26 protein-coding genes are annotated in these 22,187 nt (G+C 64.7%); 7 read left to right on the forward strand and 19 right to left on the reverse strand.

What is annotated here, in order from left to right; translation table 11 throughout:
• Nucleotides 1-7: 7 nt before the first annotated feature.
• The 4 genes from M2320_RS11925 to M2320_RS11940 form a co-directional block, all read right to left on the reverse strand.
• Nucleotides 8-373: a response regulator gene (locus M2320_RS11925; protein ID WP_155446146.1), complete on the reverse strand. Its 366-nt coding sequence runs from the start codon at nt 371-373 to the stop codon at nt 8-10.
• Between the two features lie 82 nt (nt 374-455).
• A complete protein-coding gene (locus M2320_RS11930; protein ID WP_264597465.1) occupies nt 456-941 on the reverse strand; it encodes a chemotaxis protein CheW in 486 nt (161 codons plus the stop codon).
• Nucleotides 938-3,739, reverse strand: a complete 2,802-nt coding sequence (locus M2320_RS11935) for a hybrid sensor histidine kinase/response regulator (protein WP_264597466.1) — start codon at nt 3,737-3,739, stop codon at nt 938-940. The genes M2320_RS11930 and M2320_RS11935 overlap by 4 nt, the downstream gene beginning before the upstream one ends.
• Before the next feature lie 12 nt (nt 3,740-3,751).
• Nucleotides 3,752-4,252: a hypothetical protein gene (locus M2320_RS11940; protein ID WP_264597467.1), complete on the reverse strand. Its 501-nt coding sequence runs from the start codon at nt 4,250-4,252 to the stop codon at nt 3,752-3,754.
• Between the two features lie 274 nt (nt 4,253-4,526).
• Here M2320_RS11940 and M2320_RS11945 point away from each other — a divergent pair, with 274 nt between their 5' ends.
• Entirely contained in the window at nt 4,527-5,567 is a 1,041-nt protein-coding gene (locus tag M2320_RS11945) for a protein-glutamate methylesterase/protein-glutamine glutaminase (RefSeq protein WP_264597468.1), read from the forward strand.
• A gap of 172 nt (nt 5,568-5,739) precedes the next feature.
• Here the strand turns inward: M2320_RS11945 and M2320_RS11950 are convergent, their stop codons facing one another.
• The 3 genes from M2320_RS11950 to flgF are packed head-to-tail and all read right to left on the reverse strand — an operon-like array spanning nt 5,740 to nt 8,328.
• Nucleotides 5,740-6,219 carry a hypothetical protein gene (locus M2320_RS11950; protein WP_264597469.1) on the reverse strand — a complete coding sequence of 160 codons (480 nt, stop codon included), beginning with the start codon at nt 6,217-6,219 and terminating at the stop codon, nt 5,740-5,742.
• Between the two features lie 35 nt (nt 6,220-6,254).
• The gene (gene fliI / locus M2320_RS11955; protein ID WP_264597470.1) at nt 6,255-7,592 is read right to left on the reverse strand and encodes a flagellar protein export ATPase FliI; all 1,338 of its coding nucleotides are present in this window, start codon (nt 7,590-7,592) and stop codon (nt 6,255-6,257) included.
• Nucleotides 7,593-7,596: 4 nt separating this feature from the next.
• Complete coding sequence (gene flgF / locus M2320_RS11960; RefSeq protein ID WP_264597471.1) at nt 7,597-8,328, reverse strand: flagellar basal-body rod protein FlgF; 732 nt, start codon at nt 8,326-8,328, stop codon at nt 7,597-7,599.
• A gap of 151 nt (nt 8,329-8,479) precedes the next feature.
• Between flgF and motA the strand changes: the two genes are divergently transcribed.
• The 6 genes from motA (at nt 8,480) to M2320_RS11990 (ending at nt 13,220) form a co-directional block, all read left to right on the forward strand.
• Nucleotides 8,480-9,349 (forward strand): flagellar motor stator protein MotA, encoded by an 870-nt coding sequence (motA, locus tag M2320_RS11965; RefSeq protein ID WP_264597472.1) that lies wholly within the window; start codon nt 8,480-8,482, stop codon nt 9,347-9,349.
• Nucleotides 9,350-9,352: 3 nt separating this feature from the next.
• Complete coding sequence (locus M2320_RS11970) at nt 9,353-10,300, forward strand: flagellar motor switch protein FliM (protein ID WP_264597473.1); 948 nt, start codon at nt 9,353-9,355, stop codon at nt 10,298-10,300.
• An 81-nt stretch (nt 10,301-10,381) separates the two neighbouring features.
• Nucleotides 10,382-10,660, forward strand: a complete 279-nt coding sequence (fliN, locus tag M2320_RS11975) for a flagellar motor switch protein FliN (RefSeq protein WP_264597550.1) — start codon at nt 10,382-10,384, stop codon at nt 10,658-10,660.
• Nucleotides 10,641-11,702, forward strand: coding sequence for a flagellar motor switch protein FliG (locus M2320_RS11980; protein ID WP_264597474.1), 1,062 nt, complete (start codon nt 10,641-10,643; stop codon nt 11,700-11,702). Before fliN ends, M2320_RS11980 begins: the two co-directional genes overlap by 20 nt.
• Before the next feature lie 5 nt (nt 11,703-11,707).
• Entirely contained in the window at nt 11,708-12,787 is a 1,080-nt protein-coding gene (flhB, locus tag M2320_RS11985; protein WP_264597475.1) for a flagellar biosynthesis protein FlhB, read from the forward strand.
• A gap of 10 nt (nt 12,788-12,797) precedes the next feature.
• Nucleotides 12,798-13,220, forward strand: a complete 423-nt coding sequence (locus tag M2320_RS11990; protein ID WP_184428356.1) for a hypothetical protein — start codon at nt 12,798-12,800, stop codon at nt 13,218-13,220.
• Between the two features lie 187 nt (nt 13,221-13,407).
• Here M2320_RS11990 and M2320_RS11995 read toward each other — a convergent pair whose 3' ends face one another.
• From M2320_RS11995 to flgK, 12 genes are all read right to left on the reverse strand, one after another.
• On the reverse strand, nt 13,408-13,857 hold the full coding sequence (locus tag M2320_RS11995; protein ID WP_264597476.1) for a hypothetical protein: 450 nt from the start codon (nt 13,855-13,857) through the stop codon (nt 13,408-13,410).
• Nucleotides 13,858-13,875: 18 nt separating this feature from the next.
• The gene (locus M2320_RS12000; RefSeq protein ID WP_264597477.1) at nt 13,876-14,256 is read right to left on the reverse strand and encodes a flagellar protein FlgN; all 381 of its coding nucleotides are present in this window, start codon (nt 14,254-14,256) and stop codon (nt 13,876-13,878) included.
• Between the two features lie 3 nt (nt 14,257-14,259).
• On the reverse strand, nt 14,260-14,742 hold the full coding sequence (locus M2320_RS12005) for a rod-binding protein (protein ID WP_264597478.1): 483 nt from the start codon (nt 14,740-14,742) through the stop codon (nt 14,260-14,262).
• A 46-nt stretch (nt 14,743-14,788) separates the two neighbouring features.
• Nucleotides 14,789-15,235 carry a hypothetical protein gene (locus tag M2320_RS12010; RefSeq protein WP_264597479.1) on the reverse strand — a complete coding sequence of 149 codons (447 nt, stop codon included), beginning with the start codon at nt 15,233-15,235 and terminating at the stop codon, nt 14,789-14,791.
• Entirely contained in the window at nt 15,235-15,987 is a 753-nt protein-coding gene (locus tag M2320_RS12015) for a flagellar biosynthetic protein FliR (protein ID WP_264597480.1), read from the reverse strand. The genes M2320_RS12010 and M2320_RS12015 overlap by 1 nt, the downstream gene beginning before the upstream one ends.
• Nucleotides 15,984-18,074, reverse strand: a complete 2,091-nt coding sequence (gene flhA, locus M2320_RS12020; protein ID WP_264597481.1) for a flagellar biosynthesis protein FlhA — start codon at nt 18,072-18,074, stop codon at nt 15,984-15,986. The genes M2320_RS12015 and flhA overlap by 4 nt, the downstream gene beginning before the upstream one ends.
• 62 nt (nt 18,075-18,136) lie before the next feature.
• A complete protein-coding gene (gene fliQ, locus M2320_RS12025) occupies nt 18,137-18,403 on the reverse strand; it encodes a flagellar biosynthesis protein FliQ (RefSeq protein WP_264597482.1) in 267 nt (88 codons plus the stop codon).
• A 9-nt stretch (nt 18,404-18,412) separates the two neighbouring features.
• The gene (flgD, locus tag M2320_RS12030; protein ID WP_264597483.1) at nt 18,413-18,832 is read right to left on the reverse strand and encodes a flagellar hook assembly protein FlgD; all 420 of its coding nucleotides are present in this window, start codon (nt 18,830-18,832) and stop codon (nt 18,413-18,415) included.
• A 23-nt stretch (nt 18,833-18,855) separates the two neighbouring features.
• Nucleotides 18,856-19,257, reverse strand: a complete 402-nt coding sequence (locus tag M2320_RS12035; RefSeq protein WP_264597484.1) for a flagellar biosynthesis repressor FlbT — start codon at nt 19,255-19,257, stop codon at nt 18,856-18,858.
• 7 nt (nt 19,258-19,264) lie between these two features.
• Nucleotides 19,265-19,612 carry a flagellar biosynthesis regulator FlaF gene (flaF, locus tag M2320_RS12040; protein WP_264597485.1) on the reverse strand — a complete coding sequence of 116 codons (348 nt, stop codon included), beginning with the start codon at nt 19,610-19,612 and terminating at the stop codon, nt 19,265-19,267.
• 23 nt (nt 19,613-19,635) lie between these two features.
• Complete coding sequence (locus M2320_RS12045) at nt 19,636-20,682, reverse strand: flagellar hook-associated family protein (RefSeq protein WP_264597486.1); 1,047 nt, start codon at nt 20,680-20,682, stop codon at nt 19,636-19,638.
• 1 nt (nt 20,683) lies between these two features.
• A complete protein-coding gene (gene flgK, locus M2320_RS12050; protein WP_264597487.1) occupies nt 20,684-22,174 on the reverse strand; it encodes a flagellar hook-associated protein FlgK in 1,491 nt (496 codons plus the stop codon).
• Between the last annotated feature and the right edge of the window lie 13 nt (nt 22,175-22,187).

Consider the following 22,187-nt stretch of genomic DNA (forward strand, 5'->3'; position numbering starts at 1 on the left):
ATCATGCTCAGCACAGACCGACTTCCTCGAATTTTGATTTCACGATCTGCTTGTTGAAGGGCTTCATGATATATTCGTCGGCGCCGGCCTGCATGGCCTTGGTGATGTGCTTCACATCGCTTTCCGTGGTGCAGAACAGCACTTTCGGCGAGCCGCCATTGGGCAGTTGGCGCAGGTTGATCAGGAATTCCAGACCGTCCATCACCGGCATGTTCCAATCGAGCAGAATGGCGTCGGGCATGTCGGCGTTCACCGCCGCCAACGCCTTCTGACCGTCCTCGGCCTCGCAGGTCTTGAAGTTCAGCTCTTCCAGGATTTTCTTGGCGATGCGCCGGATCATCGGCGAGTCGTCAACCACCAGCACGTTCTTCATCGTTCAGCTCCGTTGCAATTCGAAAACAAGCTTGCCTGCATTTTCCGCGCGTCGTCGCGCGAAGCGCCTCTGCTTCGCGCGGCTATTTGTCGTCCGAGAAGTCGAAGACGGCGTCGACATTGAGCAGCGGCAGGATCTGTCCGCCGACCCGGTTGTAGCCCGAGGCGAATTTCGCCCGCTGCCGTCCGATATGGGGCGGCGGCGCGATGGCGTTGTCCGGCGTCAGCGTCAGCACGTCGCCGACCTCGTCCACGAGAAGGGCGAAGGCCTCCTTGTGATGTTCGATGCCGATGGCGAGGCTTCCCGGCCCGCCCGCTTCCGGCTCCAGGCCGAGGCGGCGGCGCAGGCTCACCGCGGTGACGATCTTGCCGCGCAGGTTCACCAGCCCGACAATGTCGGCCGGACCGCCCGGCGCCGGCGTCACCGAGCCGATGCGGAAGATGGTCTGCACCTGGGTGACCGGCAGGCCAAAGGTGTCTCCGGCCACCTTGATCGAGAAATAGCCATCCAGCGCATTCCCGGCGGTCTGGAGACCGTCGCGCAACACTTTCGAGGGTTCGTAGCTCATGCGGCCGCTCCGGCGAAAAGATCTTCGTCTTGCATGTCGTTCTGTTGCTCGATGCAGGCGCGGATCAGATCGAGCAACTGATTGCGCTGGAACTTGCCGACCGCGCCGGCCATGCCGGCGGCCGCCGCCGCGCGCTGGATCTCACGCGTCGCATAGGGCGCGAGCGCGATCATCGGGAAGGCGGCGCCGGCTTCGCGCAGCCGCTCCGCCAGTTCGTAGCCGGCGACGTCGGGAAGCTCGACATCGATCAGCGCCGCATCGAAGGGACCGGAATGGCCGACCGCCGAGACGCCCTGCGCGCCCGTCCCGGCCTTGACCACTTCGAAGCCATGCGCCTGAAGCGTGGAGGCGAGCATGTCGCGGAAGAAGGCGGCGTCGTCGATCAGCAGCAGCCGGCTCTTGCGGTCCTTGGGCCGCTCGGCCTGCGGACGCACAATGTCGATGAAATGCGCGATGTCGAGCAGTTCGACCACCTTGCCGTTGATCTCTGCGGCGCCGACAATGCCGGGCTGGTCGCCGGCGATCTCGACGTCGAGCTTCTCCTCGATAATGTCGACGATGGCGTCGATGAGCAGGCCGAAGGGCTCGCCATCCGGGCTGACGACGAACACGGTGTTGTCGCCTTCCTTGACCATCACGTCCGGCGCGGCGGAGACGATCGGCATCAGGCGGCCCTGGTGCTGCATCAGCATCATGCCGTTCGAGAATTCGATCTTCTCCGAGGAGACCGTCTCGATGCGGGCGATGTTGGACAAAGGCAGGACCTTGTCCACGCCGGTTCCGGCGCGGAAATAGACCAGCCTCGTCCGGTCGCCGACGCGCAGCGAGCCGCTTTCGACATGGGCGGCCGAGCCTTCGCGCGACTGCTCGAGTCCGAGCGCCTGGCAGACGCCGTTGGGATCGAGGATCAGCACCACCGAACCGTCGCCGAGAATGGTGTGGCCGGAGAAGGAGGACAGATGCGACAGCGAGCCGCCCATCGGCTTGACCACGATTTCCTGCACGTCCACCACCGCGTCGACGGTGATGCCGAAAGCATGGGCGCCGACGCGCATGATCACGGCGAGCTGCTCGGCTTCGGCGGTGCGGTTTTCCGGCGGGGCGAGATGCAGCAGTTCGGCGAGGCTGCCGATCGGCAGGACCGCTTCGCGCAGCTGCAGGATTTTCGAGCCCTGCACCAGTTCGATCTTGTGTTCGCCGCCGTTGAGGCCGACGGCCTCGACCACGGAATGCTGCGGCAAAGCGAAACGCTGGCCGCTGGCCTCGACGATCAGCGCCGGCGCGATGGCGAGCGTCAGCGGAATCTTCAGCGCGAATTTCGCGCCCTTGCCGGGCGTCGAGGTCAAGGCGACGGAACCGCCGATCGCCTGGATGTTCTCGCGCACCACGTCCATGCCGACGCCGCGCCCGGACACATTGGTGACCTTTTCGGCGGTGGAGAAACCGGCCGCGAAGATGAAGCGGTAGATCTCCTCGTCGCTCATCCGCTCCAGCTGTTGGGCCGAAGCGACGCCGAGCTGGATCGCCTTCTTCTTGATCTTGTTGATGTCGAGGCCGCGCCCGTCGTCGGCGATCTCGATGGTGATCTGTCCCGCCTCATGGGCGGCGGAGACGCGCACCGTGCCGGCGGCGGGCTTGCCCACGCGCAGGCGCTCCTCGGGCGTCTCGATGCCGTGGTCGGCGCAATTGCGCACCAGATGGGTCAGCGGATCGCGGATGAGGTCGATGAGCTGGCGGTCGAGTTCGGTGTCGGCGCCCTCGGTGACCAGATTGATCTTCTTGTTCAGATCATTGGCGAGGTCGCGGATCATGCGCGGCAGGTTGGAGAACACCCGCTCCACCGGCTGCATGCGGGCGCGCATCACCGCGTCCTGCAGGTCGGTCGTCATGGTCGACAGCCGCTGCAGCGGCGATTTCAGCGTCTCGTCTTCCTTGTGCCGCGTCAGCTCGATGAGCTGGTTGCGGGTCAGGACCAGCTCGGAGACCAGATTCATGATCCGCTCGAGCGTATTCAAATTGATGCGGATCGTGTCCGCGCCCTTGGCGCGGCCCTCGCCGGATTCGCCGGCCTTGGCGGCGGCGGGGTGGGCCGCATCCGACGCGCCCTTGGCGGCGGGGGCGGTGGGCGCGGGCTCCGGCGCCTTGGCGGGTTCGGCTTTCGCCGCAGCCGCCTGTTCGCGGCGGACGTCGAGCTTGGCGGCGCGCAGCGAAGCGACCAGCGCGTCGAGCGATTCCTGAGTGGCGGGGCGCGTGACGACTTCCGCCGCGGGCTCGGCCGGCCATTCCTCGGGCGCGGCGGCGACCGGCTCCGGTTCGGGTTCCGGTTCGGGCTCGACAACCTCGTCGACCACCGGCTCCGGCTCGGCTTCCGCCACGAGGGGCGCTTCTGCGGAGGCCGCAGCGTCGGCGGCTTCGCCGCCTTGGCAGATCGCCACCTGGCGTTCGAGCAGCGCGATCATCTCGCTGTCGTCGCCATCGGGCTCCTGGCCGGTTTCCTCGAGATCGCCCAACAGCACCTTGACCTGGTCGACGGCGGTGAGAATGGCGGAGACGACATCCGGCGTCGCCGTCGCGCCTTCGCGCAGACAGCCGATCAGGCTTTCGGCGTGATGGGTCAGCCGCTGCAGACGCTCCAGGCCGAGGAAGCCGCAGGTGCCCTTGATGGTGTGCACCAGCCGGAAGATGCTGGAGATCAGCGCCGCATCTTCCGGATTGCGTTCGAATTCGACGATCTGCGCCGAGGCCGCTTCAATCTGCTCCGCCGATTCGGCGAGGAATTCCATCAACATTTCATCCATGGCGCCAATCCATCAGCTGTTCTTGTTGCGGGAGCGGGACGCGCCCGCGGATGAGGGGCCGCCCTCGTTGATCAGCCGGTTCACATAGGCCAGGCCGATCCGCATCTGCTCGGCGGTGGCCTCGCAGGATCCGACGATCGAATCCGGATAGTCGGGCCGGGTGGATTCCTCCGCCAGCGTGCGCTGCGCGTCGACGACGATCTCGTTCAGGCGCATGAGGACGGATTCGAATTTCTTGCGCAGCGCCGGATCGACCTTTTCATAGGCCTCCAGGGCGTGCTTGGCGTCGGGCAGGGTCGACTGCGCGAAATATTCCGTATAGGTCCGCGGCTGCCAGGCGAGCGCCTCCTCGGTCATCTCCGGCATGGTCGGCAGGAATTCGAGCAGGAGCAGGATTTCATTGAAAACATTGAGGTAATCGTTCGCGAGCCCGGTCGTCGGATTGACGATCCCGAGCGCGGGCTCGGCGACCGGGGCAGGCGCTGAAAAGTCGTCGTCCTTCACCTGAAGCATAGCCACTCCGCGACACCCGCATAAGTTGTGTTCAAGATGATTTGCTCGCAAACCGATAATAAACGGTTACCATAGACGCGCCGAACACACCCTCCTGGTTGTAAATTGCAAAATTGTTGCAAGACCGCGACCAACACATGCAACTCTGCGTTGAGCATCTGTTAACAAAGTCACGCCAAGATGAAGATGCAGATCAGGCGCGCGACGCCGGCGGCGCCGGATGAGCGATGGCGGGAGACACGTCAATGAAAATATCAGGAGCGAAGCCGCCAAAATGCTGAAGCAACAGCCGGCCACCCAGCCCATTCGCGTTCTCGTCGTGGACGATTCCAGCTTCATGCGGAACGCCATCACGCGACACATCCATCGCGACGCCCGCTTCCGCGTGGTGGACACCGCCACCAACGGCCGCGAGGCCGTCGCCAAGGCGGAGCAGATCAAGCCCGACGTCATCACCATGGACGTCGAAATGCCGGAAATGAACGGCCTGGACGCGCTGAAGCAGATTCTGGCGAAATCGTCGATTCCCGTGATCATGGTGTCGTCGCAGACCGACGCCGGCGCCAAGACCACGATCCAGGCGCTGCAGCTCGGCGCCATGGATTTCATTCCCAAGGCCGGCGGCTTCGAGCAATTGCACGAAAAGCTGCACGCCGTGGTGGGCGCCACCCGCGCCCGCCAGCGCCCCATGGTCGCGCCCTCGCCGGCCCCGGCGCCGCGCCGCGCGCTGCCGATGCGCGTCACGCACAGCAAGCCGAAACTGGTGGTGATCGGCTCCTCGACCGGCGGCCCGCGCGCTTTGTGCCAGGTGCTCCAGGGCCTGCCGAAAAATTTTCCCGCCCCGATCGTCATCGCCCAGCACATGCCGCCGCAGTTCACGGCGGCCATGGCCAAATGGCTGAGCGACGTCTGCGCGATCAGCGTGGTGGAGGCCGCCGACGACATGCCGCTCCAACCCGGCGTCGCCTATGTCGGGCCGGGCGGCATGATGTTCCGCATTGTCAACGGCAAGACGAAGATTTCGCCCGCGCAGGGCGAGAGCCTTTACAAGCCGAGCGTCGACGTGCTCGCCGAAAGCGCGGCGTCGGGCTATGGCGGCCAGGTGCTCGCCATCATGCTGACCGGCATGGGCAATGACGGCGCCAAAGGGTTTGGCAAACTCAAGGACGGCGGCGCCTTCGTGGTGGCGCAGGACCAGGCGACATCGTCGGTCTGGGGCATGCCGCGCGCCGTGACCGAGAACGGCTGCGCCGACGAGGTTTTGCCGGTGGGCGACATCGGCAAGCGCATCAAGACGATGTTCGGTCTGGCGTGAAGAAAAATCCCTTCTCCCCTCGCGGGAGAAGCTGGCCCCGAAGGGCGTCGAAAGGCGCCCGTCTTTCGACGGGCTTTGGCGCTGGATGAGGGGGCCGCGCAGTGAATAAAAAGGGCGTCGTTCGACGCCCTTTTGCGCAAGCCGCCTTCGCCCTCGAGGGAAAAGGGCGCCCCTATTTCGCGTCCGGCGGCGCCGCCTGCGCCAGCGAGCGCACGCTCGCCACCACGATCCAATATTCCGCCATGCGCCGGATCGCGATGATCTTGCCGATCTCCGGCATGTCGTCGCCGACCCTGATGCGGCGATAGCCTTCCGATGTCTCCAGCAGCGCGCTGTCGGGGTTGAGCTCGACAATGCGCAGGTCGCGGCGCGCGGTTTCCGCTTTCGCCGGCGCGCGAATCTGCGTCGCGCCGATCGGCGTCATGTCGATCTCCAAAACCTTGCCGGTGCGCTTGGGATCGCTCTGCGCCGGCGCGCCGCGCAGCGCCGCCTCGACGGCGCGCACCCGGTTGGGCTGCGCGAAGAGAGCGAATTCCTCCATCGCATTGACGCGCGGGGCCTCGCCCTGATGGTTGACCATATAGGCGGCGAACCAGACGGAACCGGCGGCGCACGCCAATCCCACGCCCTTGAGCGCCAAATCGCTCGTCATTTCATTGCTCCATCTTCCAAAATTCTCGAAAGGGTTCAACCAGCCGGCTTGTCCGACTGCAGCGCATTGGCCAGTTCGCGGAACGCATCCAGGCTCGGCGGGTCCTCGCGGGACTGGTTCATCGCTTCGTAGATTTTCGGCGTGAACCCGACCGCCTGGTCCATCAGCGGGTCCGATCCCGCCTGGTAGCCGCCCATCAGACGCAGATCGCGCGAGGATTCGAACCGCGAAATCATCGCCCGCAGCCGCATCACCAGCGCGCGCTGGTCCTTGGTCCAGACGTGATGGGCGAGGCGCGACACCGACGACAGCACATTGACGGCGGGATAGCGCGCCTGGTCGGCGATGGCGCGGTCGAGCACGATATGGCCGTCGAGCGTGCCGCGAATATTGTCGGCGACGGGATCGTTGTGATCGTCGCCGTCGACCAGCACCGAAAACACGCCGGTGATGGCGCCGCCGCCAATCTCCCCGGGCCCGGCGCGCTCAAGAAGTTTCGGCAATTCCGTGAACACGCTGGGCGCATAGCCGCGCGCCACCGCCGGTTCGCCCGCCGCCAGCGCCACGTCGCGCGCCGCATGGGCGAAGCGGGTGATGGAATCCACGATCAACAGGACGGACTCGCCCTCGTCGCGCAAATGCTCCGCGATGGTCATGGCGGTTTTGGGGGCGAGGCGGCGCATCATGGCGCTTTCGTCCGCCGTGGACACCACGGTGATCGCCAGCCGGCGATTGTCGCCCAGCGCCTCTTCCAGAAATTCACGCACCTCGCGGCCGCGCTCGCCAACCAGCGCGATCACCACGCTGTCGAAGCCGGGGGAGCCCGCGAGCATGGCGAGCAGCGTCGATTTTCCCACGCCCGAGCCGGCGAAAATGCCGACGCGCTGCCCCGCGCAGAGCGGGGTGAAGAAATCGATGACGCGCACGCCGCTGCGGATCGGGTTTTGCACGCGTTCGCGGCGCATGGCGGCCGGGGGCTCCGCATCGATGGGCAGCGACCGCTCGCCCTCCATGAGAGGCCCCTCGCCGTCGATCGGCGCGCCCAACGCATTGATGACGCGCCCCTTCCAGGAATGATGCGGCTTCAGGCGCAAAGGCCGGGTGCGAAAAGCGAGATTGCCCACCCCGCCCTCAACGCGCGCGTCAAAGGATTTGACGGTCACCCCGTCCATGTCGATCTTCACGACCTCGCCGGGCGAGGTCCGGCCCTCGAGGTCGAGCCCGACGACATCGCCCAGTTTCAGATAGCGCGACAGGCCCGCGACCCGATAGGCCGACGGGCCGACCTCCGTGACCACGCCGCCGACCCGCACGGGATCGAGGCGGAGATCGGCTTCGAGGACCTCGCGATGCAAACGCTCCAGGGCTTCCATGCGCTCAGCCTCCGTTCGGCGAGCCGAGGCTCTTGATGGCGTCGTTCAGATTGGTCTCGGTGTTTTCGACCGCCCGGGCGGCGCTTTCGAAGGCGCGCTGGATGTTCACCATCCGGGCGATCTCGAGGATCGGATTGACGTTCGAGCCCTCGGTCGAGCCCTGCAGCACGCCATTGTTGTTGAAATCGAGCACCGGCGTTCCCGGCCGGTCCGACTTCACCGCCGAATTGTCGACCCGCGTCAGCTTGGCCTCGGGATCGAGCAGATAAAGGCCGATGGCGCCGAGCTGGCGGCCGTTCTGGCTGATCATGCCGTCGGAGGCGATCACCGGCGCGCCGGCGGAGCCGTCGAGCGTGATGCCGGCGCCGCCGGCGTCGAGCACGGGATAATTGTTGACGGTGAGCAGCGCGCCGGTCGCATCCATGTGCATCCGCCCGTCGCGCGTATAGGAGATCCCGTCCGGGGTCTTGATGGCGAAAAAGCCCTCGCCGCGCACCGCAATGTCGAGCGGATCGCCGGTGCGCTGGATCTCGCCCGTCTTGCGCGAAATATAGCTGTCGCCGGTGACGGCGAAGGCGACGGGCGTCGGCGCGTGGCGCGACAGATGCGAGGCGAAGCTGATTTCTTCGGCGCGGAAGCCGGCGGTGTTCACGTTGGCGATATTGTGGGCGATCGTGTCGATGCGCTTTTGCAGCGCCGATTGCCCCGAAAGCGTGACGTAAAGACTCGATTGCATGACGCCGAAGTCCGACCTTGGTGAATGCGAAAACGCGTGCTTGCGCCGAACATTAACCATGGCGCTGGCGCGAGGCTGACTCCCCGGGCGTCAGCCTCGCGCCAGCCCGGGCAGGCACTAATGGAGGCCAAGCTTCAAGCGGAGAGCCCACGTGAATTTCGTCATCGGTCTGGCCATTTCATTCGGGTGCATGCTCGGCGGCTACGTCGCCATCGGCGGCCATTTGCACACGCTGATGCAGCCCTATGAGTTCCTGATTCTGGGCGGCGCGGCGCTCGGCATTTTCGTGGTGCAGAACCCGATGCCGGTGATCAAGGATTCCGGCTCCGCCATCATGGAGGCCATTCTCAGCAAGGGCCCGAAACAGAAGGACTTCTTGGACCTTCTCACCCTTCTGCACGCCCTGATGCGCGAAATGCGCGGCAAGTCGCGCGGCGAGGTCGAAGCCCATATCGACAATCCCGCGGAATCCCCGATCTTCCAGGCGCACCCCAAAATCCTGGCCAACAAGCTGCTCACGAATTTCATCTGCGACTACGCCCGCCTGATCATCATCGGCACGGCCCGCGCCTTCGAGATCGAGGCGCTGATGGACGAGGAAATCCAGACGCTGACCTATGACAAGCTGAAGCCGTACAACTCGCTCACCAGCGTCAGCGACGGTTTTCCCGCGCTCGGCATTGTCGCGGCGGTGCTCGGCATCATCCACGCCATGGGCGCGCTGGACCAGGGGCCGGAAGTGCTCGGCGGCCTGATCGGCGCCTCGCTGGTCGGCACGTTTTCGGGCATTTTCGCCTCTTATGGCATCCTCGGGCCGCTGGCCGCTCTCATCAAGACGACGCGAACCAAAATGCTGAGGCAGTTCGTGCTGGTGAAGCAGACCCTGCTCGCCTACATGAACGGCGCCATGCCGCAGATCGCGGTCGAGTTCGGCCGGAAAACCATCCCCGCCAAGGAGCGCCCCACCATCGACGAGGTGGAGAGCGAGACCACCGGCGGCGGCGAGAAAGCGGCGGCCTGATCCATGAACACGACGGAAACCCGCGGCGCCGCGGACCGGCTGCTCGACAATCCCGGATTGACGGTCGAGCGTCTGCCGATGCTCACCATGATCTTCGACCGGCTGGCGCAATCCTGCGCCGAGGGCATCCGCCCCTATGCGCCGGCCGTGGTCTCCTGCTTCGTGAATTCGATCTCGACCGATCACGTCTGGGACGCGCTCGACGCCTATGACGGCAGCATCGCCGCCATCTTCTACTCGCCCGAGCTCGACGCGCGCATCCTGATCGGCCTCGACCGGCGCTGCATCTTCTCGCTGATGGAGGTGCTGCTCGGCGGCGACGCGCAGGAGGCTCCCTATGACGAGGATCGCGCCTTCTCGACGCTGGAGACGCGCGTCGCCCAGACCGTGTTCGAGATCGCCTCGGAGGCGCTGCGCTCCGCCTTCGGCCCGGTGATCGACACCACCTTCAGGCTGGAGCGGGTGGAAACGCGCATGGACTTCACCATCATGGGCCGGCGCAACGTGCTGGCGGTGATCGCGAAAATCCTGATCCAGGCCATGGACATCGGCGGACAGATGTTCGTCGTCATTCCCCAGCCCGCGCTCACGCCGATCCGCCAGCAGCTTTCGCGAGACCTGTCGAGCGACGGCTCGGCCAGCGACCCGCGCTGGCTGAAGATGATGCGCCAGGGCGTGCAGAAGGCGGAAGTCAAGGTGGTCGGCGTGCTCGACGAATCCGAGGCGACGCTCGGCGAGATCTCCAACTGGAAGGTCGGCGACGTGCTGCCGCTCAAACCCAGCGCCCTCACCCAGGTGCGCTTCGACTGCAAGAACCAGCCGCTGTTCTGGTGCGAACTGGGGCAGGCCAAGGGGCTGTACACGTTGAAAATCGCGGACCGCGTCAATGTCGAGGAAATGCCGCTGGCGCAATTCCTCAAGACGACGGCGGTGACCGAGAATGCAAACTGATTCAAGAAGCAAACGGCGAAACATTCCATGACCGACACTGACGACTTCCAGCAGAGCACGATCGCCGAAACGCATCAGGGCATGGTCGACGACCTCAGCCGCCATGACACGATCCTGCGCATTCCCGTCACCGTGCAAGTGGTGCTCGGCTCGGCGAAAATGCCGGTCGCGCATCTGATGAAGCTTGGCCGCGGCGCCGTTGTGGCGCTCGACCAGCGCGTCGGCGAACCGGTCAATGTCGTCGTCAACGGCCGCATTGTCGCGCGCGGCGAAGTGGTCGTGGTCGACGAGGACAATTCACGCTTCGGCGTTTCCCTAACGGAGATTGTGGGCTCGGCGGATGCAGACGCCTTCAACTGACGATTCCGGCCGCTATCCGACGCCGCACCGGGCGAGCGGAGTCGCGCGCCCGCTGTTCGGCGCCGAGAAGGTCGCCGCGCTGCTGCTCGCCATGGACAAACAGGTGGCGGGGCGCCTGCTCAAGCGCTTCGATCCGCTCGAACTGCGCCAGGTCACGCGCGCGGCCGCCGAACTCGGCTCGGTCAATCCCGCGACCATCGAACATCTGATCGCGGATTTCACCGAACAGTTCACCGCCGGCGCCGAGCTTCTGGGGTCGGCGGGCGAAGCCGAAAGCCTGCTCGCGGGCGCCCTGCCCGAGGACCAGGCGGCGGAAATCCTCTCCGACGTGCTCGGCAATTCCAACAAGGCGATGTGGGACCGCCTGTCCGCGGCGCCCGAAGCCGCGCTCGCCGCCTATCTGCAAAAGGAGCACCCGCAGACCTTCGCCTTCGTGCTGTCCAAACTGTCGTCGGGCGCCGCCGCGAAGGTGATGGCGCTGACCCCGCGCGAGATGCGCAACAGCCTGATGAAGCGCATGCTGTCGCCGCGTCCGGTGATGGACCCGATGATGCGCCTGCTCGAGCGCACCATGCACGAGGACCTGCTGCTCAATGTCGCGCGCAACACCGGCGGCGACACCCATTCCAAGATCGCCGACATCATCAACAAAATGGAGCGTGACCAGATCGACGACGTGCTCAACGCGCTCGCCGAGGACCGGCCCAAGGACGCGGAAACCCTGCGCGGCCTGCTGTTCACCTTCGAGGACATCGCCAAGCTGTCGCAGAAGGCGCGCACCGCCGTGTTCGACAAGGCGCCCGCCGACCGCGTGGTGCTCGCGCTCAAGGGCACGGATGCGACGTTCCGCGAGATGATCCTGTCCTCGATGGGCGCGCGCGCCCGGCGCATGGTGGAAAGCGAACTCAATGGCGGCGGCCCGGCGCAACAGCGCGACGTGCTCAAGGCCCGCCGCGCCATCGCCGACATGGTTCTGGAAATGGCCGAGCGCAACGAGATCGAGATCAATTCCAGCGGCGAAAGCGACGCCGTGTTTGAGTAAGCGCGATGTCAGACGCGCCCGACAAGGAAAGCCAGACAGAAGAACCGACGGAAAAGCGCATCAGCGATTCCATCGAGCAGGGCAACACGCCGCATTCGCGTGAAGTGACCTTGTTCGCGGGCCTGCTCGCCAGCCTGCTGTTCTTCACCTTCTTCCTGCGCTCGGGCGCCGGACCGCTGATCGCCGCGCTGCAAAATCTGCTCGACCAGAGCGGCCAATACCAGGTCGGCGCCGGCCGCAACGCCTTGCACCTGCTCAACGCCTGCATGCAGGTCGCCGGATTGTTCCTGCTGCCGGCGGTGATCCTCATCATCGCCATGGCGCTGGTCTCGACCTTCGGCCAGAACGTCCCGCGCATCTCGCCGCAGCGCCTGGCGCCGAAATGGAACCGCGTCTCGCCGATCGCCGGCTGGTCGCGGGTGTTTTCGTTTCGCGGCCTCACGGAACTGCTGAAGAGCGTCCTGAAACTGCTCGTCGTCGGCGTCATCGCCTTCGTGCTGCTGAAGGCCGAGATCGGCGGCGCCATCGCCACCATCCAGTCCGACCCCGCCGGCCTCGGCGATCGCCTGCTCGGCCTGGCGCGCAAGCTGCTCGGCGGCGTCACGCTCGCCATTTTCGTCCTCGCCGCCGCCGATCTGGTGTGGACGCGCATCCACTGGCGGCGCGACCTGCGCATGAGCCGCCAGGACGTGAAGGACGAAATGAAGCAGTTGCAGGGCGACCCGATGGTGAAGGCGCGGCAGCGCTCGGTCGCCATGGAGCGCTCGCGCAAGCGCATGATGGCGGCGGTGCCCACGGCGACCATGGTGATCGCCAATCCCACCCATTACGCCATCGCGTTACGCTACGTGCGCGAGGAAGGCGGCGCGCCGAAAGTCGTCGCCAAGGGGCAGGACCTGATCGCGCTCAAGATTCGCGAAATTGCTGAAAAACATGAAATTCCAGTTATTGAAGACAAGGCTCTCGCAAGGTCCATGTACGACCGTGTCGAAGTAGACATGATGATCCCTGCGGAATTCTACCGCGTCATTGCGGAATTGATTCACTTCCTCAACAGGACCGGCGCAGCGGCCCGAAAACAGTAAAGGCAAGCGTATGAAGCCAACCCCCATCCCGCGCGCGTGCGAGCGAGCCCTCGCCGAAGCGCTCGCCGATGTGGCCACGGAACTGCGGCTGGTGAACGTCATCGACCTGATTGGCTATGTCCATGGCGAACGCACCGCCAATATTGAGGACCTCGTCCATTCCTCGGCCGAACTTTATTTCAAGCAGGGCGCGCTGCGCTATGCCTGCGCCGCCGAAGCCGACGTCAAATGGAATGCGCCGCCCAGCGTGTCGCTGGGCATGGAATTCCGTTGGCGCGGCGCCACCGCCTTCTTCCGGCTGCAACTCGACGGCGCCAGCGCGGCGATCGACATCCAGCATCTCGCGCTGGACACGCCGGGCGCGCCGGAGGATTTGCCGAAGCGCTTCGCCTCGGCGCTGGCTGATGCGCGGCTGCGGCCGCTGCGGCAGTGAGAGGGCGGCGCAAGTCCGTACGATACGAGAACGCGCGCAGCCCGATGTCGAAACCGCTCCATGTCGTCATGACCGGACTTGTCCCGGTCATCGACGCGGCGCCGCAGTGGGCGCGGCCGCAGGATGATGACCTGTGGCTCGGCGTGGCATGACGTACTTTATTAATTTTGAGTGATTTAGATCGGCCTCAGCGCGGCGTCTCGTTGCGCGGCATGTAGGAAAAATCCTGAATCAAGACATCCTTGACCACGCCATCGCCCAGCCGCGCATTGAGGGCGACGGCGAGCTTTTTCGTCAGCCCGTCCATGTCGTATTTTTCCAGATGGCGGAAATCGAGATGGGGGTCGCCATAGAGCGTGCGGAACGCCTCGTCCATCAGCACCGCGTCGGGGCTGATGGCGATTTTTTCCGCCTTGGAATCGAGCCCGTAGAGGAATTGCACCAGCACATAGCCGAGCAGCGCGCCGTCGGCGATGACCGGCACGTTGATCACCTTGGACTTCCGGTATTCATAGGCGTGTTCCGCCGCTTCCGCCTTTTGCGGCGAGGCCTTGGCCTCCTGCCATTTCGACGCGGCGTTGCCGGCGAGCACCGCGATCGCGCTCGCCCACACCGCCAGGGCCAGCATCTTGATCATCGCATCCGCTCCCTTCGCTCAGACGCCTTCGCGCCCATAGGTCCCGTCGGACTCGGCCTCCTGCAGGGCGCGCGACACCAGAGCCGAGATTTCGTCCATCGCCCGCAAATGATGGGCGAGGAACTGGCGGTTTTCCTCCAGCTTGCGCACGAGGCGCTCGACGCCGTCGTGTTCGAGCCGCTTGAGATCGCCTTGGGCGACATTGCGCAGGACGCGGTTGAGCTCCAGCAGCGCCTGATGCTTGCGCGTGTTGAACTCGGCGAGCTGCACGACGCGGTTCTCGCGCAGCAGCGCGGTCTCCTGATCGATCACGGCCTCCACGCGGGCGATGACATCGGCGAAGGCGGCCTGGACATTGATCTGGCCAATGGCGTGACGGGGAAGGTTCGATGGTTTCACGGGCTAGATCTTCATCCTGGAATCGACGAACGGAGGGGCCGGCTGGATCTTGTTGACGGTCGAGGGCTGCAACAGGTCCTGATGCGTGGCGAACAGGCGGTCGGCGATGTGCAGCGATCCGGATTTCGCCACTTCCTCGGCGATCTTCTCCGACATCATCGAACGCCACACGTCGCCCGCCGTGCCGGAGCCGTAGACATCGGGAGCGTCCTTGGGCAGCATTTCCTCGATCATGCCCTTGAGCAGCACACTCTCCAGCCCCACCGCCGCCTTGCGTTCAGGAGTCATCGCCGGCGTGACGGTGGCGGCCGGATTGCGGTAAGCGTAGCTGCCGGTGTCGACGGGCGGCGCCGCCTGCCTCAGCGTCGCCGAAAACATCTCGGGCGCGGCGCCTGTTTCCAGGGCGCGGGAGGCGGCGGAGGCTTTTTGGGGATCGGCCGCGCGCGCCACGTCGACAATGAGATCGGATACCGGTGAAATCGCCATTTCTTTTCGCGCGCCCTCGAACCTTGACCAAACTAGCGGCTTAAACTTACGGGAGGCTTGAGCGCAATTTTTGCTTTTGCGCGTTTTCTTCACGCGAACCGGCATCCACGCTTGAAAACGCTTTGGCCGCGAGACGCTCGCCGATCTCCAGCAACTCCAGCTTCTCGTCCTCGCGCGCGATCCGGCGCGCCGCCTCGTCGACGATCTTCTCCAGCGCCTTCTTCTGCGCCGTGCGCTTCATCAGCTGCGACTTCTGTTCCTTCTCCCGCTCATTCAGCTCGTGTTCGCGCCGCTGCGTCTGGATGAGGTGGCGGCAGGCGAGGCCGAGGATGAACGGATCGTCGCGCGCGCCGAGGATTTCGAAGACTTCGCGCCGCTCCGCCTCGATTTCGCTCTTCTTGCGCTGGATTTCGGCCAGCTCGGCCTCCTCCTTCTGGTGAAGCTGTTTCTTCACCTGCAGCAGGCGGTTGAGGCTTTTGTGTCTCTGTCGCATCAGCTTCCCTTGACGGCCCAGTCGGCGAAATCCGCCATGAAGGCGGGGATCATGGAATTGACGATGAAGTAGAGCAGGATCAGGCCGCCGGCGACCAGGAACGGACCGGAGATGAAATAGACCGGAACCTGCGGCGTCAGCCGGTTGAGCAGACCCACGGCGAAATTGGCGATCACGCCATAGACGATGAAAGGGCTGGTGACGCGCAGCGCCATGACGAAGGTGCGCGCCAGAGTGTCCGAATAAGAGGCCAAAGCCGCTTGCGGCCGCAGCACGGTCCCCACCGGCATCACCGAATAGGAGGCGACGAGGCCGCGAATCAGCTCCCAATGCAGGCCCATGACGAAGATCAGGCAGATCGCGGTCACGCTCACCAGCACGCCGATTCCGGGCAGGGCTTCCGCCTCGTTGATCGGCGCGCCCAGCGGATTGCTCAGACCGATGTTCATCGAGGCCGACATCATCATGGTCTCGAGCGCGAGAAAGAACAGCCGCCCGAGCAAGCCGATAAAGCCGCCGATCATCAGCTCCGAGAAAATCGCGCCGACCAGCCCGGCGAGGCCGTTCAGCGCCAAGGGCTTGCCGCCGGTGAGCGCCGGCGCCAGCGCGAGCGTCAGCGTCAGCGCGATGAACAATCTGACGCGCACGGGCGTGCGCGGGCTGGAAAATCCCGGCGCCGTCATCAGGCAGGCGCCGATCCGGCAGAACAGCACGAACACCGAAGCGAGCATCTCCGGCGCGGTCTCGATCACGAAATCGTCCCCAGCGACTTGATCTCGATGCCGCGCGCCAGCTCCAGATGCGACAGCACCGGCAGGGTGGCGAACAGCCGTTCGATGATCATGCGCACATAGGGGCGCGCTTCCGGCGCAGCCACCAGCGCGAATTGTTCGCCGGCGTCCATGAGCTTGCGAATGGCCTTGGACGCCTGTTCGCCGAATTCCTCGACAAGCCGCGGATCGATGTCGAATTCGACGACATCCCCCTTGGCGTCGCGCTTGAGACTCTGGTGGAACACCATGTCCCAGCGATTGCCGAGCCGCAGGATTTTGAGCACCGTCCCCTGGGCGAGATCGCCGCAAATCTGCTGCGCCATGCGCACCCGCACATGTTCGGCGATCTGTTCGGCCCGACGCGCATGCGGCGCGATCTCGGCGATGGCTTCGAGGATGAGATGCAGGTTGCGGATCGAAATGCGCTCCTGCAACAGAAGTTTGAGCACAGCCTGCAAGCCCGAATAGGAAATCTGCGCCGGGCTGATCTCGTCGAGGAGACGCTTGTATTCGGGGCCGAGCCGGTCGAACAGCGCGCGCATGTCCTTGTAGGAGAGGAGTTGCCCGAGATTGTTGCGCAGCACTTCGGAGAGATGGGTGAGCAGTACCGACATATTGTCGATCGGGTTGAAGCCGAGCCGCTTCGCCTCGGGGACGAAAGCTTCGGCGATCGACCAGGCGCGCATGCCGAAGGCGGGCTCGCGCACCTCCTCGCCGGGCGTGTCGGGGCGACGGCCGTCGCCGCTGATCACCAGGAATTCGCCGATGCGCACCTCCTGCGAGGCCACCACCGCGCCGTGAATCTTGATCTGATAGCTTTTCGGCGGCGCAGTGAGCGAATCCGAAACCTTGATTTCGGGCACGACAAATCCGTATTGCATGGCGAATTTGCGCCGCATCCGCGCCACACGCGTGGACAGCTCGTTTTGCGACAGCAGCAGGCGGGCGGCGAGCTGTTTTCCCAGCACCAATTCGATCTCGTGGGTGCGCAGCGATTCCTTGACCGAATTCTTCGCCTCAGCGGCGGCCGCCTCCTCCTGGGCGCGCGCCAGCGCTTCGTGCGCCGCGCGCTCCTTGGCGAGTTTTTCCGGGATGGTCTTGCCGAGATAGGCGAGCGCGCCCGCGAGCGCCGCGAAGGGCAGGAAGGGCAGCATCGGCATCAAGCCGAGGAAGAACAGCAGCGCCGCCGCCACCAGCATGGCGCGCGGATAATTGCCGAGCTGGTTGAGCACGGCCTTTTCGGTCGAACCGCGCGTGCCGCCCTTGGACACCAGCAGGCCCGCCGCGAGCGAGATGATCAGCGCCGGAATCTGCGACACCAGGCCATCGCCGACCGACAGTTTGGTATAAACGTCCGCCGCCGCGCCGACCTCGAGATTATGGCGGGTGACGCCGATGACGATGCCGCCGAACACATTGACCGCGAGAATGATCAGGCCGGCGATGGCGTCGCCGCGCACGAATTTCGACGCGCCGTCCATCGCGCCGAAGAACGAGCTTTCCTCCTCGAGGTCGCGGCGGCGCTGCTGCGCCTCCTTCTCGTTGATCAGGCCGGCGGAGAGATCGGCGTCGATGGCCATCTGCTTGCCCGGAATGGCGTCAAGTGTGAAGCGCGCGCCGACTTCGGCGATGCGCGACGCGCCCTTGGTGATGACCATGAAATTGATGGTGATGAGGATGGTGAAGACGACAAGGCCGATGACGAAATCGCCGCCCATCATCAGCTTGGCGAAGCCGCCGATGATATAGCCGGCTGCGTTCACGCCATGGGCGCCGTCGGCGAGAATCAGGCGTGTCGTCGCAATGTTGAGCGACAGCCGCAACATGGTGGAGACCAGCAGGATGGTCGGGAACGAGGTGAACTCGAGCGGCTTCTCGATCCACAGCGCCACCATGAGAATCAGCACGGACAGGGCGATGGAGAAGGCCAGGCCCATATCGATGAGGAAGGCGGGAATTGGCAGGAAGAAGACGCAAAGAATGCAGATGATGGCCGCCGCGAAGGCGATATCGCGCCCGCCCTTCCCGGCGGGTTGAACCGGAGCGATCGCGGCTGCTTGCGTCATGTCTCATCCTCGTTGAATCGGTGGACCGAAGATGGACGGGCAAGCTTGCGTCAAACTTCCGCTCAATAACCCTTCTCGACGCGTCCGTAGACCTGTTCGGTGAAGGAGAAGACCTGCGCGCCGATCAGCGGGCCGCTGAGCGCCAGCGCCACCAGGACCACGACGATCTTCGGCACGAAGGTCAGCGTGGCTTCCTGGATTTGCGTGAGGGCCTGGAACAGCGCGATGGCGATGCCGATCACCATGGCCGCGCCGACGGCGGGGCCGGTCGCGACCAGCACCGTCCAGATGGACGCGCGCAGCAGATCGAGGGCGTCAGCTTCGTTCATGGCGTTCGATCAGGAAATGGTGACGCCGGTTCCCAGCGTGACCGTCTGGCCGTTGGTCAGCGTGGCCGTCGAGCCGCTGGAGCTCACCGTGACGGAGGAAATGACGCCGCTGACCGAGCCGTCCGAAGACTGCACCGTGCGCCCGATCGCCGATTCCGCCTGGTTGATCATCGTGTTGTTCAGCAGCGAGGTGAGCGTGGTGTTGGTCTGCACCTGCTGCTCGACGGCCGAGAACGAGGCGAGTTGCGACAATTGCTGGGTCGGGTCCATCGGCGAGGTCGGATCCTGATATTTCAGCTCCGTCATCAGCAGTTGCAGGAACTGGTTGTAGTTCATCGTGCTTGAGGCGGCGGCTGTCGTCGCGGCGCTCGAGGTCGAACTGCTCGTTCCGGTCGTGTTGGTGGTGTTGGAAACGGCGGGTACGGTCATGGTGCGGGCTCCTCGACTGCGCTTCAGGCCGCGTTGGCCGGCGCCTTGTCCTTCATCAACTCGGTTTCGAGCGCGAACATGCCTCGGATCGTCTTCATCGCCTCGAAGACCCTCCCTCCATCGACCAGCGCGTCGGCGCCGCGCAGGCCGTCGGCCAGCGCGCCGCCGCCGATCGCCTCGCGGGTCGCCGCCGACATTTCGTTGAACAGGCGCAGGGTCTCCGGCGAGGAATCCCGCTCCATCAGCAGGGTTTGCAGCACGAAATAGAGTTGGCGCAACGGCGTGTTGGCGTCGTCGGGCTGGAGCACATGGGCTTCGAGCAGAAAGGTCGCGTCGTTGAGCAGCTCGATCGTGGCCTTGCGCTCGACCTTGATGACGGCGCCATTGATGTAGAGTTTTTCGCCCGCGCGCAACTTCAGTAGCATGAGTCCCTCACAGCAGTCCGTCGCGGATGATCGCGTTGATCTCGATGAGATCGGCAAAACTCTCGGCCGCGCCGATGCGCAGGCGCTCGATCTCCTTGATCGTCCAGATGCCGATCGAGATCAGTTGCGCACGCAGCGCCTCCGGCAGGTCGTTGCCATTGCTCGAGAGGTCGTCGAGGAAAATGGTCCAGAGGCGATGGGTGTAGACCAGCGCATCCTGCGCTTCCGCCGAGCGGACGCCAGCCTCGTCGGCGCGGCGCAGCAACTCGACGGCGCGATCGAGCGCATCGCGTTCGCGCGCGCGCATCTCCTGGGGAGAATCTTCGACAACTTCTGCATAGGTGAATTGGTACATCGATCAGTCCTGCGCCGTTCAAACTATAGGAAGTTGACCAGGCTCAGCTTGTGCAGCTGCGCGGTCAGCGAAAAGGCGACCTGCAACTGGTTCGAGAGCGCATTGACCTGCGTGCCGACCAGATAGGGGTCGACCGTCTCCTTGGCGTTGATCTGCGTGGTCAACACATCCTGCTGGAGGCTGATCGAGGAATTCGCCTGCTTGAGCGTGTTCTGCATCGTCCCCAAGGCGGCATTGGCTTCGATCAACTGGTTGTTGCCGGTGTTCAAAGTCTTCTGCGCCGCGGAGACCAGCGCGGAATAGGTGGTCTGGTTCAGGGCGAGATTGCCGAATTCGGCGAACATCACCAGGCCCTTGGCCGTGTTCTGGAACGCCGGATCATTGGCGGTGATCGAGGTGGTCACCGTCTGGCTCGTGCTGATCCGGTTGGTCAGCGGCGTCGCCGAGGCCGAGGACCAGTCCTGCGACCAGTTGGCGCCGGTGAACAGATTGGCGAACGGGCCATTCAGGAAGTTGGTCATGTCCGTCGCGGTGATCGTGCTGACCTGCGGGTCGTTGACACTGAAGCCGAACGTGGCCTGGAAAGCCGCGCGCACGGAGGCCTGGGCGCTGTCCGTGTAGGACTTCATCGGCGCCGTATCGGTGTTCTGTCCGCCGAACGCATAGACCCCGCCGGCGTCCGAATTGGCGCTGGTGGTGAAGCTGTCCAAAGCGCCTTGCGCCGCCTTCTGCAAGGCGTAGGAGCCGGTTGTGGACGGCTGGACCGAAGTGGCGTTCACCGACTGCGCCAGCGCGGTCGATGCGACCTGCTGAAGGTTTCCCAGCGCGCTCAGAGCGGTGTCGAGGTGAGTGGACACAAGCGCGTTGGATTGCGTCAGCGCATCGAGATCCGCCACCTGCTGGTGCAGCGCCACCACGGCGCCCGATCCCGCGCCCAAGGACAGTCCGATGTCCGCCAGACGGCCGGTGGAATTCTCCACCTCGAGCACCGTCATCTGGCTTTGCATGCGCGTGACGCTGCTGGCAAGGATGTTCGCCAGGGTGGCGCTAGAAACGGAGTTCACGGTCATGTCACGACACCGCCTGGAGAAGCGCGCCGAACATGTTGTTGATCGTGGAAATCAATTTAGCCGACGCTTGATAGGAGTTTTCATATTCGAGCATCATCGACATCTGCGAGTCGATGTTGACGCCGGTCGCGTTGGACAGCGCCTGCGACGCCTGGGACAGCAAGGTCGCCTGATAGGTCGCGTCATTGGAGGTCGTCTGATACTGGGCGTTCAGCCAGCTCGCCGATTCCGAGGCATAGGTCTTGACGCTGTTGGCGGTCGAGAGCGCCGTTCCCGAGGGAAAGGTTTGCGACGCGCTGATCGCCGTGATGTCGGCGAGCAGCGCCGCATTATATCCGGAGGCGCCCGTCGTGTTCTGCACATAGGCGGCGCCGTTGATACCGCCGTCGCGGATCAGGTTGTAGCTGCCGCCCTGGGCGGGGTCCACCGCGGTGCTGACCGAGATGTCGCCAGCCAGCCCGGGAATGGCCGTCGAACCGGGAAGCGCCGGGCCGCCGCTGTAGGTGAACAGGCCGGCGAGCTGGCCGCCCGTGCTTTGGTTGGTCTCGGCGAAAGCGTTGATGAGGCCGCCGGCGAGCGCGTCGAGCTGCGACTGGTAGGTCGGCGCGATCGTGTCGCGCAATTGCGCATAGCCCGCCAGAGCGCCGGATTGAATCGGCATGACGGCGTTTGCGCCGGTCACCGGCACGCCGTCGACATAGACCGCCGCGCCCGTCGTCGAGGCCGAATAGGCGGTCGTCGCCTGCATCGACACGTCGCGCGGCGTGGTTTCGAACAGGGTGACGCCGCTGTCCGTGTAGATCGACATCGAGCCGTTGGAATTGCCCACGGTGGTGATGCCGATTTCCTTCGACAGGCTTTGCAGGATGGTGTCGCGCTCGTCGAGCGCGTCGGTGATGTCGGCGCCGCTCGCGGTTCCCTGGACGATCACGCTGTTGACCGACTGGAACTGCGTGAGCAGCGTGTTGATGGTCCCCACCGAGGTGGCCATGTTCTGGTCGGCGGTCTTGCGCACGTTCTGTGTGACGGTGGTGGCGTCGTTGAGCCCGTTGACGAGCCTGTCGGCGGCGGTGACCACGGCCGCGGCGGCCGACGCATTGCTCGGCGACGACGAATAAGTCTGCAAGGCCGAGGTCAACGCCTGGAGCAGCGTCGAGGGCGATTGCGCCGCCGTGGTCGAGTCCGTCGTGGTGGTGGCGTCGGCGGCGGTCTTTTGCAGAAGCGTCACGCCGTCGGACAGCGCCTGCGCCGCCGCGCTGCTCGAGGTTCCCGAGAGCATGGCGTTGAACAGCGAGGCGCTGGTGAGGTTCCTGACCGACTGGATGACCCCCGCGCCGCCATAGACGGTGACCACATTGGCCACTTTCGCGGAGACATAGCCCGTCTTGTTCTGCGCATTGGAGACATTGCGCGCGACGACCGCCTGCAAGCCCGCATTGGTGGCGAGCGACGTCGTCGCGGTGTTGAGGGCGTTGGTGAGGCCTCCCCACATGGCTTTTCATCCG

Source organism: Rhodoblastus acidophilus (genome assembly GCF_025961575.1).
Taxonomy (GTDB): Bacteria; Pseudomonadota; Alphaproteobacteria; order Rhizobiales; family Beijerinckiaceae; genus Rhodoblastus; species Rhodoblastus acidophilus_C.

Bases quoted from the DNA above. Each gene is read 5' to 3' on its own strand.
- M2320_RS11930 (WP_264597465.1), bottom strand. From the start codon at position 941: ATGAGCTACGAACCCTCGAAAGTGTTGCGCGACGGTCTCCAGACCGCC.
- M2320_RS11940 (WP_264597467.1), bottom strand. From the start codon at position 4,252: ATGCTTCAGGTGAAGGACGACGACTTTTCAGCGCCTGCCCCGGTCGCC.
- fliI (WP_264597470.1), bottom strand. From the start codon at position 7,592: ATGGAAGCCCTGGAGCGTTTGCATCGCGAGGTCCTCGAAGCCGATCTC.
- M2320_RS12045 (WP_264597486.1), bottom strand. From the start codon at position 20,682: ATGACCGTGAACTCCGTTTCTAGCGCCACCCTGGCGAACATCCTTGCC.
- M2320_RS11935 (WP_264597466.1), bottom strand. From the start codon at position 3,739: ATGGATGAAATGTTGATGGAATTCCTCGCCGAATCGGCGGAGCAGATT.
- M2320_RS11925 (WP_155446146.1), bottom strand. From the start codon at position 373: ATGAAGAACGTGCTGGTGGTTGACGACTCGCCGATGATCCGGCGCATC.
- M2320_RS12035 (WP_264597484.1), bottom strand. From the start codon at position 19,257: ATGCTACTGAAGTTGCGCGCGGGCGAAAAACTCTACATCAATGGCGCC.
- flhB (WP_264597475.1), top strand. From the start codon at position 11,708: ATGTCAGACGCGCCCGACAAGGAAAGCCAGACAGAAGAACCGACGGAA.
- flgD (WP_264597483.1), bottom strand. From the start codon at position 18,832: ATGACCGTACCCGCCGTTTCCAACACCACCAACACGACCGGAACGAGC.
- M2320_RS11970 (WP_264597473.1), top strand. From the start codon at position 9,353: ATGAACACGACGGAAACCCGCGGCGCCGCGGACCGGCTGCTCGACAAT.
- flaF (WP_264597485.1), bottom strand. From the start codon at position 19,612: ATGTACCAATTCACCTATGCAGAAGTTGTCGAAGATTCTCCCCAGGAG.
- M2320_RS12010 (WP_264597479.1), bottom strand. From the start codon at position 15,235: ATGCGACAGAGACACAAAAGCCTCAACCGCCTGCTGCAGGTGAAGAAA.
- M2320_RS12005 (WP_264597478.1), bottom strand. From the start codon at position 14,742: ATGGCGATTTCACCGGTATCCGATCTCATTGTCGACGTGGCGCGCGCG.
- flgF (WP_264597471.1), bottom strand. From the start codon at position 8,328: ATGCAATCGAGTCTTTACGTCACGCTTTCGGGGCAATCGGCGCTGCAA.
- M2320_RS11995 (WP_264597476.1), bottom strand. From the start codon at position 13,857: ATGATCAAGATGCTGGCCCTGGCGGTGTGGGCGAGCGCGATCGCGGTG.
- flgK (WP_264597487.1), bottom strand. From the start codon at position 22,174: ATGTGGGGAGGCCTCACCAACGCCCTCAACACCGCGACGACGTCGCTC.
- M2320_RS11945 (WP_264597468.1), top strand. From the start codon at position 4,527: ATGCTGAAGCAACAGCCGGCCACCCAGCCCATTCGCGTTCTCGTCGTG.
- M2320_RS11950 (WP_264597469.1), bottom strand. From the start codon at position 6,219: ATGACGAGCGATTTGGCGCTCAAGGGCGTGGGATTGGCGTGCGCCGCC.
- M2320_RS11990 (WP_184428356.1), top strand. From the start codon at position 12,798: ATGAAGCCAACCCCCATCCCGCGCGCGTGCGAGCGAGCCCTCGCCGAA.
- M2320_RS11980 (WP_264597474.1), top strand. From the start codon at position 10,641: ATGCAGACGCCTTCAACTGACGATTCCGGCCGCTATCCGACGCCGCAC.
- fliQ (WP_264597482.1), bottom strand. From the start codon at position 18,403: ATGAACGAAGCTGACGCCCTCGATCTGCTGCGCGCGTCCATCTGGACG.
- fliN (WP_264597550.1), top strand. From the start codon at position 10,382: ATGGTCGACGACCTCAGCCGCCATGACACGATCCTGCGCATTCCCGTC.
- flhA (WP_264597481.1), bottom strand. From the start codon at position 18,074: ATGACGCAAGCAGCCGCGATCGCTCCGGTTCAACCCGCCGGGAAGGGC.